Source organism: Comamonas sp. B21-038 (genome assembly GCF_022387135.1).
GTDB classification, from domain to species: domain Bacteria; phylum Pseudomonadota; class Gammaproteobacteria; order Burkholderiales; family Burkholderiaceae_C; genus Comamonas; species Comamonas sediminis.
In genome coordinates this window covers 4,259,772-4,279,224 of record NZ_CP092462.1, presented here as the reverse complement: position 1 = coordinate 4,279,224, position 19,453 = coordinate 4,259,772, and the positions used below count along the sequence as shown (strand labels likewise).

The window sequence follows — 19,453 nt, the reverse complement described above, 5'->3', positions numbered from 1 at the left end:
CTGAGGAAATGCGGGCGTGGCATCCCAAGATGCCCCAAAAATACCCGCAGGTTATGGGTGTAAGAAATAAATAAGTTAAGAAACCATAAGTAACTATAGTGTTTTTTAAAAACAGTGATAGTTGAAAACAAAGGTTTCAAGCGAGAATCTCGCCCATTTCTATAATCAGCGATCGGGTGGGGTATGACAGGTCAGCAGGCGCCGCAGCGACAAAAAACAAAGCTGCAACGAAAAATAATTCAAGTAAGCAGTTTTTGGTTAGGTGTATGGTTTTTGCTAGTGGCCGGCATGGCCGCCGCACAGACGGCCAGTTTCACTGTGGAACGGGTAAGCCTTTTTCTCAGCGATGGAGCCGCTGCTGAAGAAATACGCCAGATTCCGGCTGAAAGCCTGGCGCCGCTTCAAAATGGCTTGACCCTCGTCAATACCGAGAAGTCCAGCTTTGGCAAGGAGGGGGTGCAGTGGAAGTGGTTACTTCGCAATAACTCCGCATTGCCGCTGGAAAATGTCCGTATTACCGGCTTTGTGGATATAGACCAGGACGCCGCCCAAAATACCTTCTTCAACGAAGCGGTGGTGGCCCCGTCGCTGACAGCGCCTGCCGGCCATATCGCTGCAGACCGCTGGGAAGCGGGGGAGATGGGTTATTGGAATGGCTCCCTGCTCGCGCGTGCGGCAACCGGCGATCTCAGTAACAGTACCTTGCCGAATGCCGGCGGTGAGGATATGGCCATTGCGATGTCCGCAGTACCAGGGGCCATCGCACCCGGGCAGGATGTCCGTGTCTGGCTGGTGGTCGGCGACGAAGAAAATGCCGGTGCCACGCAAAATGACCTGGCATCGGCGCGCAGGCATTTTGCGCAGTTTTATCTGTTCAAAGGTGCCGCTCCCGATACCCGGGCGCAGGTGGATTACGCGGTCACGCAGACAGTGGCACAGGCCCACTACCAGGTGGGCGAGCGGGTGCAGTACCGCCTGGTGGTCAGCAACGCCGGTCTGGCTGCCGGTACGGGCGTGACGCTGAGCAGCGCCGTGCCCGCGTCGCTGGCCGATGTGCAGTGGTCGTGCAGTGCCCAGGGACTGGCCGCCTGCGATGCGAGCCCTCGCACAGGCCACCAGCTGCGGGTCGATGCCCAGGTGCCTGCGGGCACGGGCAACCAGGTGGTGGTCACGGTCACCGGCACAGCGACCGTAGACGGCGTGTTGACGCACCGCGCCACGGTGGCGCCAACGCACACCGATACGGTGGACACCGATGCAGCCAATAACGACAGCCTGGTGCAGGTCAGCGTCGGCTCGGCAGGCGCTGCGCAGGCCGATCTGGCCGTATCCAAGACCACCAGTACGCCCCATGTGTTGCCTGGTGGCCCAGTGGCCTTCCAGCTGGTGGCGGTCAACCATGGCCCGGCAGCAGTCACCGCTGCGCAACTGGAAGACCTGGTGCCCTCGGGCGTGGAAGCGGTGCGCTGGACCTGCAGCGCCCGGGGCGGCGCTGTATGCCGCGCAGCATCTGGCCAGGGCAGCGATATCCGCGTGCGCGCCGAGATGCCGGTGGGCGCCTCCATCACCATCGATGTGACCGGCGTGATGGCGCAGGCGGATGGCCCGCTGGTCAACACCGTGACCTTGGCTTCAGAGCTGCCCGATCCGGTGCTGTCGAACAACCGCGCCTCGGCCTCCGTCAATGCACCTGCCGGTGCGCTCAAGGCCATTCCTGCGATGGGATGGCTGGCGCTGAGCGTGCTGTCGGTCAGTACCCTGGTGTTGGGCGCCCTGTGGCTGCAGCGTAGAGACGCGCTGCGCAGCCGGCGCGGCTGGACCCTGGCCTTGCTGCTGGTGCTGGGCCTGGGTGCGGGCGGCGATTCGCACGCGATCTTTGTCAATGGCGATTTTGAAAGCCAGACCCTGACAGGCTGGACCAAGCGCTTTGGCCTGAACCCGGGCTTGACCGGTGCGCCTCCGTTCCAGGTGGGTGATGTGCGCTTCAATGGCGGAGGTGTTGAAAAAGTCACCGTGGTGGACGGCCGTTTTGACCCGCGCGCACCGCAACTGGTGCTGCCGCGCCAGGGCAATTTCTCGGCCAAGGTCAATGACGATGACAACGGCGCACACATCAACGAGATCAGCCAAAAAGGCGTGATCACCGAGACCGACCGCGACCCGGGCGACGGCAAGCTCCACGTGCGATTCAGCTACGCAGCGGTGCTGGAGGACCCCAGTCACGAGCCCACGAACCAGCCCTACTTCTTTGTCGAGATCAAGGATTTGACCAAGGGCGAGACGCTGTATTACGACTTTGCGTTTGCCAACCAGCCTGGCCGCGTCTTCTACACCACGGTCTACAAGGGCAGCAAATGGGTGTCCACGCCGTTCATCGATGTGGACCTGGAGGTGCCCGACAGCAGCCTGGGCCATGAGCTGCAAATCCGCGTCGTGGGTGCCGATTGCTCCCAGAGCGGTCATGGCGGCTATGTCTATGTCGATGCCTTTGGCTCGGTCAGCATTCCGCCGCAAGGCGCCTGCGTCAATGACCTGCAACTGCGCGCCAAACCTGGCAATGTGCAGCTGACCTGGGCCGATACCGGCGCTGCCAGCTATGCGGTCTACCGTGCTGACAAGCTCGACGGCCCTTATGTCCGCCTGGGCACCACGCAATCGCGCCACGCCACCTGGCTGGACCGCACGGTGCAGCCGCAAAAGACCTACTACTACAGCATCCGGGCGCTCGATGTGGATGGCCACGCGCTGTGCAGCTCTGGCGAGGTCGCTACCTATGTGCCCGCGCACTGGAGCATAGGGGATCCGGTGAACCGCCCGCCGATTTTCACCAGCCAGCCGGTGCTTGCCGGGGATGTCCGCCAGCTGTATGAATACCAGGCCACCGCCGTCGATGCCGATGGCGACCCGCTCAGCTACCAGCTGATGTATGCCCCGGTGGGCATGACCGTGGATGCCGCCAGCGGCAAGATCAGCTGGCAGCCCGGCCTGATGGGGGATTTCCGCGTCAACCTGCAGGTGAGCGACGGCAAAGGCCTGCTGGCCAGCCAGGCCTTCTCCATCCATGTGGTCGATGGCAACCTGCCACCGCAGATCACCAGCCAGTTCCCGGCCAAGGTGCCTGCGGGTGTGAGTTTCTCCCACCAGGTCACCGCAACAGATCCCGAGAAAGGGCCGTTGCAGTACACCTTGGGCAGCCAGGCAGAGGGCATCAGCATTGATGCGGCTGGACGCATCACCTGGACAGATCCCCAGCCTGGCACCTACCCGCTGGTGATCCAGGTCACCGACCAGCATGGCGCCCGTGATGTGCAGCGCGTGGTGGTGTCGGTGCAGGCGTTCCCGGAATTCACCAGCCTGCCCGTGTTGACGGCCACCGTCGCCCAGCCCTATAGCTACCAGGCCTTGGCCAGCGACCGCGACGGTGACCCGGTCATCTACAGCGTGCTCAGCGGCCCAGCGGGCCTGGTGATCAACGCCAGCAGCGGCGCCGTGACCTGGCCCTCGCCAGTGACGGGCACAGCAGCGGTGGTGCTGGCCGCCACCGATCCGGATGGCAACCAGGGCAAGCAGAGCTTCAGCATCCGCGTGACCACATCGCCTAACCGTGCGCCCGTGTTCACCGCCACACCGGTGACCTATTTGGCCTATCCGGCGGCCTACAGCTATACGGCCTCGGCCAGTGATGCCGATGGTGACAACCTGGTCTGGACGCTGTTGGAGGCACCAGCGGACATGGCGATCAACGCGCGCAATGGCGCGATCGCCTGGAAATTTGCCAGCAACACCGCCGGCAAGTTTGCCGTGCGCGTGCTGGTGGACGACCAGCGCGGTGGCCAGACCGAGCAGGCGTTTGAAGTCCAGGTGCCCGTGTATGGCAATGGTGCTCCCACCATCACCAGCCGCCCGCCCAGCCAGGTGCGCGCTGGCGCCATCTATACCTATTCGGTCAGTGCGACCGACCCAGAGGGCGAAACGCTCAGCTACCGCCTGGCCTCCGGGCCCGCCGCCGCTGCCTGGGCTGGCAACCAGCTGAGCTGGGCCACCAGCGCGGCCGATGTTGGCGTGCATGCGATGCTGATCGAGGTGGCCGATACCGCCGGCAATGTCGCGCAGCAAAACTGGCAGCTTGAAGTGCTGCCGGCCAGCGGCAACCAGCCTCCGGTGATCAGTTCCACCCCCAAGGTGACGGCCGTTGCGGGCGGGGTGTATGAGTACCAGGTCGTGGCCACCGACCGCGATGGTGACCCGCTCAGCTACCAGTTGCTGACCGGCCCCGCAGGCATGACGCTCTCTGCCACCGGCAAGCTCGAATGGCCCGTGCCAGCAGGCTTCGCTGGCAGCGAGACGGTGGAGATCCAGGTGGCCGATGGCCGGGGCGGCGAAGTGACCCAGGCCTATGCGATTGGCGTGGGCATCACCGCCAACCGGCCGCCGCTGATCAATTCAACACCGGTTGCTACCGGCACGGCCGGTGCAGCCTACCTGTACCAGATTCTGGCCAGTGACCCGGATGGCGATGCGCTGACCTACAGCGTCTCCACCAGCGAGCCCGGTATCTCCGTTGATGCGCAGACGGGCCGGGTCTCCTGGGCTGTGCCGGCCGGCGCGAGCGGCCAGGCGCAACTGACCGTGCTGGTCACGGATGGCAAGGGCGGCACCGCATCGCAGACCTATGCGATTGGTGTGGGCCAGCCCGGCAACCGTCCGCCTCGGGTAACCACGCAGCCAGGCACCAGTGGTATCTCCGGTGCGAGCTATACCTATGCGCTCAAGGCCGTGGATGCCGACGGTGACACCTTGGCCTATGCGTTGACGGAGTTCCCGCAGGGCATGGTGATCGACAGCAGCACCGGAGCTGTCCAGTGGAGCATTCCGGCCAATGTGGCAGGGCTGGCGCCCGTGATGGTGGAGGTGACGGACGGCAAGGGCGGCATCGCCACCCAGGGCTACGCCATCTCGGTCTCGGGCGCGTCCAACCGCGCACCGGCTTTCAGCTCTACCCCAGTCACCTCGGCCACCGCAGGTACGGCTTACGCCTACACCGCGCGGGCGACCGATCCGGATGGCGATGCCATCAGCTATACGCTGGACGCGGCCCCTGCTGGTATGTCCATCAACGCCACATCGGGCGCCATCAGCTGGACACCTACGTTGGCGCAAGGCGGCACCCATGCGGTTGCGGTGCGCGCCACCGATGCCAAGGGGGCCTATGCCACGCAAAGCTTCGGCATCTACGTGCAGTTGCCCAACAACAACCCGCCGCAGATCAGCAGCAAGCCCACCTTGCGCTGGGCGCCGGGCGTGCCCTACCAATACCAGGTCACGGCCACCGACCCTGAAAACGACCCACTGACCTATGCCCTGGACAAGGCCCCGGCTGGTATGGCGATGGCGACCGGCACGGGCCTGCTGACCTGGAACAGCCCGGTGCTGGGCAGCCATGCGGTGGAGATCAAGGTGCAGGACACCCGTGGCGCCTATGTGGTGCAAAGCTACACCTTGCAGATTGCGGCCAACCGCGAGCCGGTCATCACCAGCGCGCCCGTGCCTTCTGCGGCTATCGCAACGCCTTATGCCTACCAGGTGGTGGCCACGGACCCGGACGGCGACTTCCTCACCTACCGGATGAGCGGCGCACCGGCCAGCTTCACGATGTCGGCCACAGGCCTGATCTCTGGCACGCCGACGGCGCAAGGCACGCATGCGATCACGGTGACGGTGTCGGACGGCCAGGCCTCCGTCACCCAGAGCTGGACCTTGCGCGTGACCGAGCCCGCAGCGGGCGGACCGCTGGAGGCCGGCGTGACGCCATCGCCCAAGTACCTCAACCTGGGTGAATCGACGACCCTGCAGGTGTTTGCGCAGGGCGGCACCGCGCCCTATACCGTCAGCAGCCTGACCGTGAACGGCCGCGCCGTTACGGTGGATACCGCCTACCAGGCTGTCTTCACGCCCACAGCGATGGGCAAGCACAACCTGCGCCTAACCTTGCGCGATGCCAAGGGCAGCAGCGTGACCGTGGACGACTGGTTTGGCGTCAAGGACCCCAGCGATGTGCTGGCGCCGTTGGCCGCCATCACTGCACCGGGCAGCTCGGACGACATCACGGTGACCGATGTGTTCGAGCCCACAGCCATCATCGGCACGGCCTCCGATGCCAACCTGGCCGAGTACCTGCTGATGATCTCGCCGGCCGGGCAGAACCAGTGGAGCAAGGTGGGCGGCGGCACTGCCAGCGTCACTGCGGCCAAGCTGGGCGACCTGAACCCCCAGACCCTGGCCAACGGTTTGTATGACCTGGGTTTGATCGTGCGCGATGTCTCCGGCAACGAGACCAGCGCCAAGGTGACGGTGGCCATCAGCGGTGAGCAAAAGGCGGCGCCGCTGCAGCTGACCTTTACCGACATGGCCTTTGAGATCGAAGGCCTGCCGCTGACGGTTCGCCGCAGCTACGACTCGCTCAAGCGCGCGCAGCGCATGGACTTTGGTTACGGCTGGTCGGTGGACTACCAGGACGTCTGGTTGCAGACCAATGGTGTGCTGGGCCGCTCCTGGGTCATGCAGGAGACGGGATCGGGCTTCAACCGCAAGATCTGCGTGCGTCCCCAGGGCTCCCGCGTGGCATCGGTGCATATGCCCGATGGCAGGCTTGAGCAGTTCGACCTGCGGGCCAGCCCGGAGTGCGTGAGCGTGCTGCAGTGGGCCTCCAACCCCAGCGTCAGCCTCGCGTTCAGCGCCAAGGCCAGCAACAAAAGCGGCAGCAAGCTCGAAGCGCTGGGCTACAGCGATCTGCGCCTGGCCGGTGGTGACCTGTTCGACATGGGCACGACGGAGACCTTCAACCCCACGCAGTACAAGCTCACCACCCTGGATGGCATCGAGTACATCCTGAACAAGGACTTCGGCATTCAGCAGATCAAGGACCGCAATGGCAACAGCCTGCAGTTCACGCGCAGCGGTATCAGCCACTCCGGCGGCTGGGCACTGGCCTTTACCCGCGATGCCCAAGGCAAGATCAGCAAGATCACCGGCCCCGGCAGCCAGGTGCTGAACTATGGCTACGATGCGGCCGACAACCTGATCTCGGTGGTCGACCAGAGCAATGCGGTTTCCGACTTCCGTTACGAGAACCCCAAGGTAGCGCATGGCCTGACCAGCTACACCGATCCGCTGGGCCGGCTGGCGCTGAAGACTACTTATGACGACGCCGGGCGCGTACTCAGCCAGACCGATGCCGCCGGCAAGGCCGTGACGGTGAGCACCGACAACACGGCCAACAAGCAGACCATCAAGGACCGCAACGGCAACACCACCGTGTATGACTTTGATGACCGGGGCAACATCACCCGCGTGCTGGATGCCGCAGGCGGCATCACCCAGTACGCCTATGACGCCCATGACAACGAGATCGAGGTGATCGACGCGCTGGGCCGCAAGACCACGCGCAGCTACGACGCCTTCGGCAATGTCACCAGCGAAACCGATCCTGCCGGCCGCGTGACCCAAACGGCCTTCAATGCGCAAGGCAATGTCACCACCATCACCGATGCGGCAGGCAACGTCACCACCAATGGCTACAACGCCAGCGGTGATCTGACAGCCATCACCGATGCCGCTGGCAAGGCCTTTGGCATGGGCTACAGCCCCACGGGCAGCCTGAGCAGCATGACCGACAAAGCCGGCAATGTCACCCGCTACACCTATGCCAAGATAAACGGCACCACGCTCAAGCAGACCGAGACCGCTCCAGACGGTACGGTGACCACCTACGCGTATGACAGCGCAGGCAACGTCACCTCCACCACGCGCGCCATCGTCACCCAGCCGGGCCAACCTGCCACCACGGTGGTAGAAAAGACCAGCTACGACACCAAGGGCAATGTCACCAGCCGCACCAATGCGGTGGGCGATACCACCACCTACCTCTACGATGCGGCCGGCCAGCTGGTGCAAGAGACCGACAGCCAGGGCCGCAAGACGGCGCATGAGTACAGCCTGCGCGGTGAAAAGTCCAAGACCACCTACCCCGATGGCAGGGTAGAGAGCTGGGCCTATGACAACAACGGCAACGAAACCCAGCGCTGCACCGGCAGCCTGTGCACGCGCACAGCCTACGATGCGCTGGACCGTGCGACCAAGGTCACCGACCCGATGGGCTTTGCCGTGGAGAGTGTGTACGACGCAGCAGGCCAGCTCAGCTCCAGCAAGGATGCACGCGGCAACAGCACGGCGTTTGAATACGACCTGGCCGGCCGTGAAACCAAGCAGACCAATGCCGCTGGCATCGAGGTGACGCGCGAGTACGATCTGGCGGGCAACCTGGTCAAGACCACCGATGGCTTGGGCCGGGCGACGGTCCACGCCTACAACAGCACCCAAAAGCGCACCAGCACCACCTTGGCCCATGGTGCGGTAACGCAGTTTGCGTATGACGCCAATGGCGTGCTGCTGAGCGAGACCAACCCGCTGGGCCATGCCTACCAGTTTGGCCACGATCCGCTGGGCGCCCTCAAGACCGTGACCGACCCACTGGGCAAGGTGACCGGCTACACGTGGAATGGCAGCAACCAGCTGCTGACGCAGACCGATGCCAACGGCCATACCACCCGCTATGGCTATGACAGCGCTGGCCGTCGTGTGGTCCGCACCCTGCCAGGCGGCAAGAGCGAAGGCTTGGTCTACGACAGCGAAGGCCGTCTGGTGTCCCGTACTGACTTTGACGGTAGCCAGACCATCTACAGCTATGACGTGGGCGGCAAGCTCAGCAAAGTTACGCGCAGCGATGGCCGCAGCCTGAGCCAAGGCTATGACAGCTTCGGCCGCATGAACAGCCAGACCGATACGGCCTATGGCAACCTGGGCCTGACCCTGGACGGCAACGACCGCGTCACCCGCGAGGTCTGGAGCCACAACAGCCTGGGCACCAGCTTCAGTGCCACCCTGGACTACGCCTGGGACGCCAACAGCAACCGCACCCAGGTCAGCACCTCGGGCCAGGCCATCAAGGCCAGCTACAACACGCTCAACCAGCTGGAGACCCTGACCCACCCCGATGGCACCACCACCCGTTTTGCCTATGACAACGCAGGCAACCGCGTGCAGGTGGTGCGGGCGGACGGCAGCACCACCGACTACCAGTACAACCCGGCCAACCAACTCACCGCCGTGCTGCACAAAAAAGCGGACGGTGCAGACATTGCCAGCTTTGTCTACACGCTCAATGCCGCAGGCCAGCGCACCCAGGTGGCTGAGCGCATGGTGGGGGTAGGCAGCCCGGCAGCGACGGTGGAGCGCTCGGTGCACTACCAGTACGACGCGGCCGGCAAGCTGCTGCAGGAGCGCGTGGCACAAACCGCCCCTGCGGTGTTCGACTCGACCATCGACTACGTCTACGACGACGTGGGCAACCGCAGCCGCCGCACTGTCGGCCACAACGGCCAAGTCACTACCTACCAGTACGACAGCCATGACCGTCTCACGCAAAGTGTGGACAGCCTTACCGGCACCACCACCTACCAGTGGGACGAGCGCGGCAACCTGGTGCAGAAGGCATCACCCGCCGATACCACCACCTATGCCTGGACGGTGGACAACCGCCTGGCCAAGGTCAGCACCGGCGCCAAAACGGTCGAATATGGCTATGACAGCAGCGGCCGCCGCATCAAGCGCCTGGTCAAAGAGGGCGCCACCACCACGGAGACCCACTACAAGGTGGACCACCAGCGCGGCTACAGCGAGATCCTGGTGGAGAGTACCAAGGTCAACAGTGGCCCCTGGGTCGACACCGTGCATGTGCATACCCCCGATGGCCTGGGCGAGCTGATCGCCAGCACCTCGGCCGGCGTGCAAACCCAGCTGTTCAGCGATGGCCTGGGCAGCGTGCGAGTGGCCCAAACCGCTGCCGCCAGCCATGTCTTCAGCTATGACGCATTCGGCATTGCGCTGGGCGCCACCGAAGGCATGCCCACCAATGCGGCCGATGCCGCTGCCACCAGCCACCGCTACACCGGCGAATATGCCGACAGCCAGACGGGCCTGCTGCACCTCCGTGCGCGTGATTACGATCCGCAGGTTGGCCGGTTTATCTCGATGGATGAGCATCCGGGCGCGAATCGCATTCCGCTGACTTTGAACAAGTACCTGTATGGGAATGCGGACCCGGTCAATACGGTGGATCCGAGTGGGAACTTTGGTTTGGGTGGGATGGGTGCATCGATGGGCTCCATGGCCAACCTGGCTACCATGTCCTATGCACGGATGGCCGTTTTTGACATGATCTCCAATGCGCTGCTGTCTCCCATCATGGACGCTGCGGTAAAGAGCTTTATGGGCGATGGAAACACCCAGAGAGTGGTCTATGGCAACGCAGGCGTATCGCAGTTGTTGACGAGTTTGGCGCTGCAATGCCGAGTGACAAAGAAATGTCTGTTGAAGAAGATTCCTGTCATGGTGAACGGTTGGGCCAGCCCTGAGACTTCTCGCCATATCTGGGACTCGTTGCAGGGCAATGGAGGAACAGCGGATGACGTGCCTTACCCGCTCTCATTCATTCTGATCAAACGTTCTGATCGCGATGATGTGAAGCCGAGTGTTAGAAATGCCTCTATTCGATGTGGAAATAGACCCCATGGTTACGATTGTGATGAGTATCCATACGCCTCTACATTCAATGGTGGGACGGCTATGTACGAGTTAGGGGGAGTTTCTTTGCGAGGCGTGCCATTACAAGATAACAGGGCCCAAGGCAATAAGCTAAAGAGTTTTTATCAAAAGAATAGAATTGGAACAGGTAAACCCTTCATAAATCTGGCGATTCCTTATGGTCCAGGATTTTATATCGATAAAAATGGAAAGGCGCATTGACATGAATTTCGTTGCATTGAAATATGAGTTGGATAACCTCTTCAAAGGACTAAACGAGCCTTATGACGTTGTTCCTGAATGGACCGGCGCTGGTGTTTCGCCTCATGTGCTCAAAGAAGCGGAAGACCGCATGGATGTTGTCTTTCCAGAAGTGCTCAAGGATGTATCAGGCCAATTTTCAGCGATTTACCATGAGACTCCTTATTTTTTGGGGAATGCTTTTAAGAGAATTCAGAGTGAAGTTATTAAAAGATCTAGAAGAGAAATTTCTGAAGACTACTTTAAAGATGACTTAGAAATTTCTATTGTTTATGCGCCTCCAGAATGGGATGGTGAGGACGCTCAAGGTCTCAAAGCACTAAATGTTGAATACATGAGTGAAATGGATGCAAAACAATATATTGGAGTAGACTGCGATCTAATGTGGTTGCATGATAGAAGTTTTTTGCTCATCGGAGCCACTTACTCAGAGTCGCTGTATATGGATTTGAGAGAGCCCGCATCCAACCCAAGTTATGGCTCGCTCTATAATTTTAATTCTTTGGAGAATTTTTGCATCATGTATAAAGTGGCTGATGACTACGGGCAATTTCTTCTTAATATCAAGCACTCGCTGGAGAAGAAATTCCAGCTCGACGCTGAAGATGGCGACCATAACTAATTTGTAGGCGCTGTTGAGCTTGGCGGAGAACAGTACGCGCCAGGTTTGGTTGTCGTGATCTTGCATTGGCGCCACAAGAACACATGCCGACGACGTGAGCCCTCCGTAAAGGGGCTACGCCCGTCCACTCTTCGGCATCTCTACCATTCCAGCTGACCACCAGCGGTCTTGTGCAGCAGCCGCATCTCGCCATGAGATGCGGCTTTCCCTCTGCTAGGCAGCATGCTGCTGCAGTGACCACCAAATAGGTGCCCACGCCACCAGCGTGCCGCACAAGTTCCCACATTCCCACCCAAACATCCGACTGCTTCAACAAGCACAGGCAAGCGCCTCAGCGCTATACCGAGCCCGCCATGTGCCAAGCGCTTTAACAGCCAAAGCCCACGCAGAGCCCCAGATTCTGCTGAGTCACCCAGCCCGGCATGGTCCACCCGCGCGAGTACTAAAGACCCTTGACTTAAGGCAAGTGGAGCGAAGAGCCACTGGATGTACGTCCAGCTGCATTTAATAAATTGGTATTACCAATATGACAAATATGCCGTTAGATTGTCAAATTACGGGTTTACCCTGGCAGTAAGTTCGCGTGATTCCCCAATAATCGCCGAACTTTGCCGCAAGTTGGAGACGAAATGGTTTATTGGTAATACCAATTTAGACCAAAGGTCCAACCATCGGCACAGCGAACAAGCCATTCACCAGGCTAGGCCAAGCAAAGGGCAGCCCAAGCAGCCCGATAGCGCCACGCCCCTGGTAAACAGCCCAAGAACAAGGCGCGCCATGCGCCCGTCCTATAACTTCGAGACATCGCCATGCAAACTCTCTGGCAGCAAAACTACGACCCGGCTGGCAACATCTGGGTGTCGGCCCTGGTGGCATTGATTCCGATCCTGTTTTTCTTTTTGGCGCTGACCAAGCTGCGGCTCAAGGGCTACCAGGCGGGGACCGTCACGGTGGTGCTGGCCCTGGCGGTGGCGTTGTTGTTCTACCGCATGCCCGTCAGCGCGGCGCTGGCCTCGGCGGTCTATGGCTTCTTCTATGGTCTCTGGCCCATTGCCTGGATCATTGTGGCGGCCGTGTTTCTGTACAAAATCTCCGTCAAGACGGGGCAGTTCGATGTGATCCGCTCGTCGATCCTGTCGGTCACACCGGACCAGCGCCTGCAGCTCATTCTGGTGGGCTTTTGCTTTGGCGCGTTTTTGGAAGGTGCTGCAGGCTTTGGCGCGCCGGTGGCCATCACGGCGGCCTTGCTCGTCGGCCTGGGCTTTAAGCCGCTGTATGCCGCAGGGCTGTGCCTGATCGCCAATACCGCGCCGGTGGCCTTTGGCGCGATGGGTATTCCGATCATCGTCGCTGGCCAGGTCTCGCAGGTCGATGCGTTTGCGATTGGCCAGATGGCCGGCCGCCAGCTGCCGTTCATGACCGTGCTGGTGCTGTTCTGGCTGATGGCCATCATGGATGGCTGGCGGGGTGTGAAGGAGACCTGGCCTGCGGTGCTGGTCGGCGGCGGCTCGTTTGCGATCGTGCAGTTTCTGACCGCCAACTACATTGGCCCCGAGCTGCCTGATATCACCTCGGCCATCGTGTCCTTGATTGCGCTGACCCTGTTCCTCAAGGTCTGGCAGCCCAAGCGCATTTTCCGTTTTACGCTGGAGGCGGGTGAGCAGGCTGCTACGGCCGTGCCCGCAGCACCGGTACCCTCGGGTGCACCACTGACGGCCATGGCCGTCATCAAGGCCTGGTCGCCCTTCATCATCCTGACTGCGATGGTCACCGTCTGGAGCATCAAGCCCTTCAAGGCGCTGTTTGCCGCAGGCGGCCCGCTGGCGTCCACCGTCATCAATATTCCGGTGCCGTTCCTGCACAACCTGGTCGAGAAGACGCCGCCCGTCGTGGCCGCTGCCACCTCTTATGGCGCTGTCTACACCTTCAACTGGCTGCTGGCCACCGGCACCGCCATCCTGATTGCGGCGCTGATCACCATTGCCTTCACCCGCCTGTCGCCGTCCAAGGCAGTGGCGACCTTGGGTGAGACCTTCAAGGAACTGGCTGTGCCGATCTACTCCATCGGCATGGTGCTGGCCTTTGCCTTTGTCGCCAACTACTCGGGCCTGTCGGCCACCCTGGCGCTGGCCCTTGCGCACACCGGCCAGGCGTTTACCTTCTTCTCGCCGTTCCTGGGTTGGATTGGCGTGTTCCTGACAGGCTCGGACACCTCTGCCAATGCGCTGTTTGCCGCGCTGCAAGCCACCACCGCGCAGCAGCTGGGCCTGCCCCAGGTGCTGACCGTTGCTGCCAACACCACCGGCGGCGTCACCGGCAAGATGATCTCGCCCCAGTCCATCGCGATTGCCTGCGCTGCTGTGGGCCTGGCGGGGCGTGAGTCGGACCTGTTCCGCTTCACCGTCAAGCACAGCCTGGTCTTCGCCGTCATCATCGGTTTGATGACTACGCTGCAGGCCTACGTGTTTCCGTGGATGATTCCAGGTCATTGAGAGTCGCTAACCCAGCCCTTGATACGTCGTTGCCAAGCCTTGTCGTACTAAAGTACTGCCTGCGGCTTGGCGCCTCGTCTCAATCGCAAACCTACGGTTTGCTGGGCTGCTTTAGCGACTCTAGGCAACCAACACCTGAAAGCTCACCCCATGCGCCTCGCTGACCATGTCGTCGAAAAACTGCTTGCCCTGGTGCAGGCCCGCGGGCTGCAGCCGGGCCAGCGCCTGCCGGCCGAGCGGCAGCTGGCGCTGGAGCTGGGGGTGTCGCGCACGTCAGTGCGCGAAGCGCTGCAAAAGCTCATCAGCCAGGGGGTGCTGTCGGCCCGGCGCGGCGATGGCACCTATGTGCAGACGGTGCCATCGGCCGATTGGCTGCAGGAGGCCATGGGCCCGCTGGCCGGCCTGATCGAGTCGGACCCCAACTACCGCTATGACGTGCTGGAGACCCGCCATGCGCTGGAGAGCAGCACCGCCTGGCTGGCTGCGCAGCGCGCCACCGCGCAAGACAAGGAGCGCATCCAGCGCTGCTTTGACGTGATGATCGACCACCAGCAAAGCGGCCATGCCGAGCTGGCCGCGCGTGCCGATGCGCAGTTCCACCTGGCGATTGCCGAGGCCTCGCACAACCTGGTGCTGGTGCAGGTGATGCAAAGCCTGTTCACCGTCGTGCTGTCCACCGTGGAGCGCAACCGCCACGACATGTTCCGCCTGAGCGCCCCCGTCACCCTGCAGCAGCTCACCGTGCAGCACCAAAGCCTGATGCAGGCGATTTTGGAAGGCGACCCGCAGCGCGCCCGCGCCTGTATTGGCGAGCACCTGGAGCATGTGCGCCACACCATCCAGCAGATGGACGAAGAGCGCGCGCGACGCGAGCGCTCGATGCGCCTGCCCGCCGAGCTGATGCCCAGCCTGCCCGCTGCGCGATAGCCTGCGCTGCGCCAAACCACTGCCCGAGACAACAGCCGAGACAAACACCCAGCCCTGAGAGAGCCAGCATGATCATCTCTTCCGCATCCGACTACCGCGCCGCCGCGCAAAAGCGCCTGCCGCCGTTTCTGTTCCACTACATCGATGGCGGCGCCTATGCCGAGCAAACGCTCAAGCGCAATGTTGCCGACTATGCCGATGTGGCCCTGCGCCAGCGCGTGCTCAAGGACATGAGCCAGCTCGACACCAGCACCGAGCTGTTTGGCGAAAAGCTCTCCATCCCCGCCATCCTCGCGCCCGTCGGCCTGCTGGGCATGTTTGCGCGCCGGGGCGAGGTGCAGGCCTCGCGCGCTGCCGCCGCCCATGGCATTCCCTTCACCCTGTCCACCGTCTCCGTCTGCCCGATTGAAGAGGTGGCACCCGGCCTGGGCCGGCCGATGTGGTTCCAGCTCTATGTGCTCAAGGACCGGGGCTTTATGAAGAATGCGCTGGAGCGCGCGCAGGCCGCTGGCTGCTCCACCCTGGTGTTCACGGTCGACATGCCCGTGCCCGGCGCACGCTACCGCGATGCCCATTCAGGCATGAGCGGCCCCAACGCCGCGATGCGCCGCTACTGGCAGTCGGTCACCCACCCGGCCTGGTCCTGGGATGTGGGGCTGAACGGCCGCCCGCATGACCTGGGCAATATCTCCGCCTACCGGGGCAGCCCCACGGGCCTGGCCGACTACATCGGCTGGCTGGGCAGCAATTTTGATCCATCGATCTCCTGGAAGGACCTGGAATGGATCCGCGACTTCTGGAAGGGCCCGATGGTTATCAAGGGCATCCTCGATCCGGAAGATGCCAAGGATGCCGTGCGCTTTGGCGCCGATGGCATTGTGGTCAGCAACCATGGCGGCCGCCAGCTCGATGGCGTGCTGTCATCGGCCCGCGCGCTGCCGGCCATTGCCGATGCGGTCAAGGGCCAGATCAAGATCCTGGCGGACTCAGGCATCCGCAACGGCCTCGATATCGTGCGTGCCATCGCGCTGGGCGCCGATGCCACCTTGCTCGGCCGCGCCTTTATCTATGCGCTGGCCACTTCGGGCCAGGCCGGCGTCAAGCACCTGCTGGAGCTGATGGAAAAGGAAATGCGCGTTGCGATGACCCTGACCAGCGTGGCCAAGGTGGCCGATATCAACGGCGATCTGCTGGTACGCCCCTGAACCCCGTCACCGTCCAGACCCGATGACCGCCGCTACTGCCACCACCACCCCCGTCTCGCGCGATGCACTGCTCGCCCAGCTGCGTGCCGCCGTCGGCCCTGCCCATGTGCTGACCGGCGACCAGGCCACGCGCCGCTTTCGCAAAGGCCACCGCACCGGGGAAGGCCCGGTGCTGGCGGTGGTGCGCCCTGGCAGTTTGTGGGAGCAGTGGCAGGTGCTGGAGGCGGCCGTGGCCGCCGACCGCATCGTCATCATGCAGGCGGCCAACACCGGCTTGACAGGCGGATCGACGCCCGACGGCAGCGGCTATGACCGCGAGATCGTGCTGATCAACACCTTGCGCATCACCGGGGTGCAGGTGATTGCCGGCGGCGCCCAGGTCGTCTGCCTGCCCGGGGCGACGTTGGACAAGTTGGAGCAGGTGCTGGCGCCCCTGGGCCGCGAGCCGCATTCGGTCATCGGCTCGTCCTGCATCGGTGCCTCGGTGCTGGGCGGTATCTGCAACAACTCCGGCGGCGCCCTGGTGCGGCGCGGCCCGGCCTATACCGAGCTGGCGCTCTACGCCCAGGTGCAGGCCGATGGCCGGCTGGTGCTGGTCAACCACCTGGGCATTGCGCTGGGCGCCACGCCGCAAGAGATATTGACCCGGCTGCAAAGCGGCGACTACCGCGAGGCCGATATTGCCCATGATGCGCAGCGCGCCGCATCCGACCCGCGCTACGCCGCCGCCGTGCGCGATGTGGACCAGGACTCGCCCGCGCGCTTCAATGCCGATCCCTCGCGCCTGTTCGAGGCCTCGGGCTCGGCCGGCAAGCTCTGCCTGTTTGCGGTGCGGCTCGATACCTTTCCCAAGGTGCCCAGCACCGTCTTCTACATCGGCAGCAATGCGGCCGACGACCTGACCACCGTGCGCCGCCATCTGCTCACCGCCTTGCCGGAGCTGCCCATTGCTGGCGAGTACATCCACCGCACCGCCTACGACATCGGCGAGAAATACGGCAAGGACACCTTCTTGCTGATCGACCGCTTTGGCACGGCCCGCGTGCCGGCGGCCTTTGCGCTCAAAAGCCGGGTCGATGGCTTTTTTGAACGGCTGGGCCTGCGCGGCGTCAGCGACCGCATCATCCAGGCCTTGACCAACCTGCTGCCCAGCCACTTGCCGCCGCGCATGCGCCAGTGGCGCGAGCGCTATACGCACCACCTGCTGCTGCGCGTGTCCACCGACACGGCCGATGCCACGCGCGCGTTCCTTACGGAGCATTTCAGCGGCAGCGCCAGCGGCGGCTGGTTTGAGTGTGATGCGGACGAGGGCCGCAAGGCGTTTTTGCACCGCTTTGCGATTGCCGGTGCTGCCATTCGCTACCGCGAAGTGCACCGCGCCGAGGTGGAAGACATCGTGGCGCTCGATGTGGCGCTGCGCCGCAATGACCGCGACTGGGTGGAGCAGCTACCGCCCGACGTCGAGGCCGACATGGTGCACAAGCTCTACTACGGCCATTTCTTCTGCCATGTGTTTCACCAGGATTACATCGTCAAAAAAGGCGTCGATCCGCTGGCGATGGAGCACCGCATGTGGGCGCTGCTCGATGCGCGCCGGGCCGAGTACCCGGCAGAACATAATGTGGGCCACCTCTATGTGGCCAAGCCTGCGCTGGCTGATTTTTATCGGGAACTGGATCCCAGCAACAGCTTCAACCCCGGCATTGGCCACACGGCCCGGGGCAAGAACTGGGAGGCTTGCTGTGATCGGCGAACACGCTGGCCTCAGGGTTATGCGGACTAGGGCTTGAGCCCGTCCATCGTTGTGGCGTTGGCTGGCGGGTAGGCTGGCGGTATCGGAAGGTGCTGGAGGGCGCTGATAAGCGCACATTGCTGGGGTCGGCTTCGTGGGGTGCTGGCACCGCCGGGCACGCTCACAGCTCGTCGCAGAGCATGTCCCAGAAGGTCTGCACCAGCAGCGGCGTATCGGCACGCCGGCCATGCTTCATCAGGCAGATCTTTCTGGCCAGGTGCGGGCGGCTCACCGGCAGGTAGCACAGCTGCGGGTCCTGGTGCGCCTGCCGGCTCATGCTGGAAATCACGCCCACCTTCAGATCGCTGTGCACCACGGCATACAGCGACTCGATCGACGACAGGTTCTGCGGGCCGTTGATCTCCACCCCTTGCTCCTTGAGCGCCGAGGCCACCATATCGTAGGTATTGCCCCGGCGCAGCACCACCAGCGACTGGTCTTTCAGGTCCTTCCAGTACAGCTTGGGCAGGCGGGCGAGCGGGTGCCGCTGCGACACCACCACCATCATCTCGTCGGTCGTGATCAGGCGCGAATCGATGTGCAGCGGCGTGTCGAAGTGCAGGCCGATGGCGATGTCGGCATCTCCTTGCGTGATCGACTCGGCCAAGGTGTCGCTGTGCATGTCATCGAGCTCGAACTGCACCTGCGGGTGGCGCTGCTGAAAGCGCCCCATGCGCGGTGCGATCCACTGCGAGGCCGATGGAATGCAGTGCACGCGAATCAGCTGGCTTTGGCGCTGCAGGCGCTGGTGCATGTCTTCCATGCCCTGGTCAAAGGTGGCGATCATCCAGCTGACCTGGGCGCGTACCGATTCGCCGGCAGGCGTCAGCCGCACGCGCCGCATGCTGCGGTCAAACAACGTGGCCCCGAGGGTGATTTCCAGCTCGCGGATCGCGGACGAGAAAGCCGGTTGGCTCATGTCCAGCGCCTGTGCGGCCTGGGTAAAAGTAGGGTGCTCGGCAGCTTGCTTGAAACAGCTCAGCTGCCGCAGGGTGGGGATGGGTGCCGATCTCTGCGGCTGAAATACGTGCGTCATGATGAATTCATTTTTTCAAATGGCGTTAAATCATCCAATTGTAAATTCCTATGTTATGCAGTTTTTACTAAAAAGTAAGTAATTGAAGAGAATTCACCGTTCCTGTGAGGCCCGTAGCGCAATGCTGCAGCGCGAAACGGGTACTGACTTGTCGCCTGGAAAGCCTTTGTGGATGGGGTTTTCACCGGTTTACAACAGCTTAGGAGGCGCTGTTTCGGGTGCGGTTCCGCAGCGGCAAAGGGCGCAAGCACCCAAAGGCATAACATTTGTTAAATTAATTAACTATTATTCCTGATAGGTGTGATATATCATTCGTGCTGCTTTTTTGGGGCGGGGCCCGCGCCCCGCGCTGGCGGCCGGCAACCTGGTGCAGGTGCCTGGCAAAGAACGGGCGTTTGGCAAGTGGCGTGTGCACTCAAGCGATGCGCCCGGCGGCTAGGTTGCCGCCTCACCGGTGGGTGGCGCGCACCCGGAATG

General features: G+C 62.5%; 7 protein-coding genes. 6 read left to right on the top strand and 1 reads right to left on the bottom strand.

The genetic code is table 11. The annotated features are described in order from the left end of the window. Positions 1-411: 411 nt before the first annotated feature. The 6 genes from MJ205_RS19430 (at position 412) to dld (ending at position 17,931) form a co-directional block, all read left to right on the top strand. Positions 412-10,863, top strand: a complete 10,452-nt coding sequence (locus tag MJ205_RS19430) for a putative Ig domain-containing protein (RefSeq protein ID WP_239809954.1) — start codon at positions 412-414, stop codon at positions 10,861-10,863. 1 nt (position 10,864) lies between these two features. Continuing rightward, the gene (locus tag MJ205_RS19425) at positions 10,865-11,524 is read left to right on the top strand and encodes a hypothetical protein (RefSeq protein ID WP_239809953.1); all 660 of its coding nucleotides are present in this window, start codon (positions 10,865-10,867) and stop codon (positions 11,522-11,524) included. An 809-nt stretch (positions 11,525-12,333) separates the two neighbouring features. Further along, positions 12,334-14,016: an L-lactate permease gene (lldP, locus tag MJ205_RS19420; protein ID WP_239809952.1), complete on the top strand. Its 1,683-nt coding sequence runs from the start codon at positions 12,334-12,336 to the stop codon at positions 14,014-14,016. A gap of 150 nt (positions 14,017-14,166) precedes the next feature. Beyond that, positions 14,167-14,943, top strand: a complete 777-nt coding sequence (lldR, locus tag MJ205_RS19415; protein ID WP_239809951.1) for a transcriptional regulator LldR — start codon at positions 14,167-14,169, stop codon at positions 14,941-14,943. 68 nt (positions 14,944-15,011) lie between these two features. After that, positions 15,012-16,148, top strand: coding sequence for an FMN-dependent L-lactate dehydrogenase LldD (gene lldD / locus MJ205_RS19410; protein ID WP_239809950.1), 1,137 nt, complete (start codon positions 15,012-15,014; stop codon positions 16,146-16,148). 22 nt (positions 16,149-16,170) lie between these two features. Further along, on the top strand, positions 16,171-17,931 hold the full coding sequence (gene dld, locus MJ205_RS19405) for a D-lactate dehydrogenase (RefSeq protein ID WP_239809949.1): 1,761 nt from the start codon (positions 16,171-16,173) through the stop codon (positions 17,929-17,931). 130 nt (positions 17,932-18,061) lie between these two features. On the opposite strand, the gene MJ205_RS19400 is transcribed toward dld, so the two are convergent. Further along, positions 18,062-18,976, bottom strand: coding sequence for a LysR family transcriptional regulator (locus tag MJ205_RS19400; RefSeq protein WP_239809948.1), 915 nt, complete (start codon positions 18,974-18,976; stop codon positions 18,062-18,064). Between the last annotated feature and the right edge of the window lie 477 nt (positions 18,977-19,453).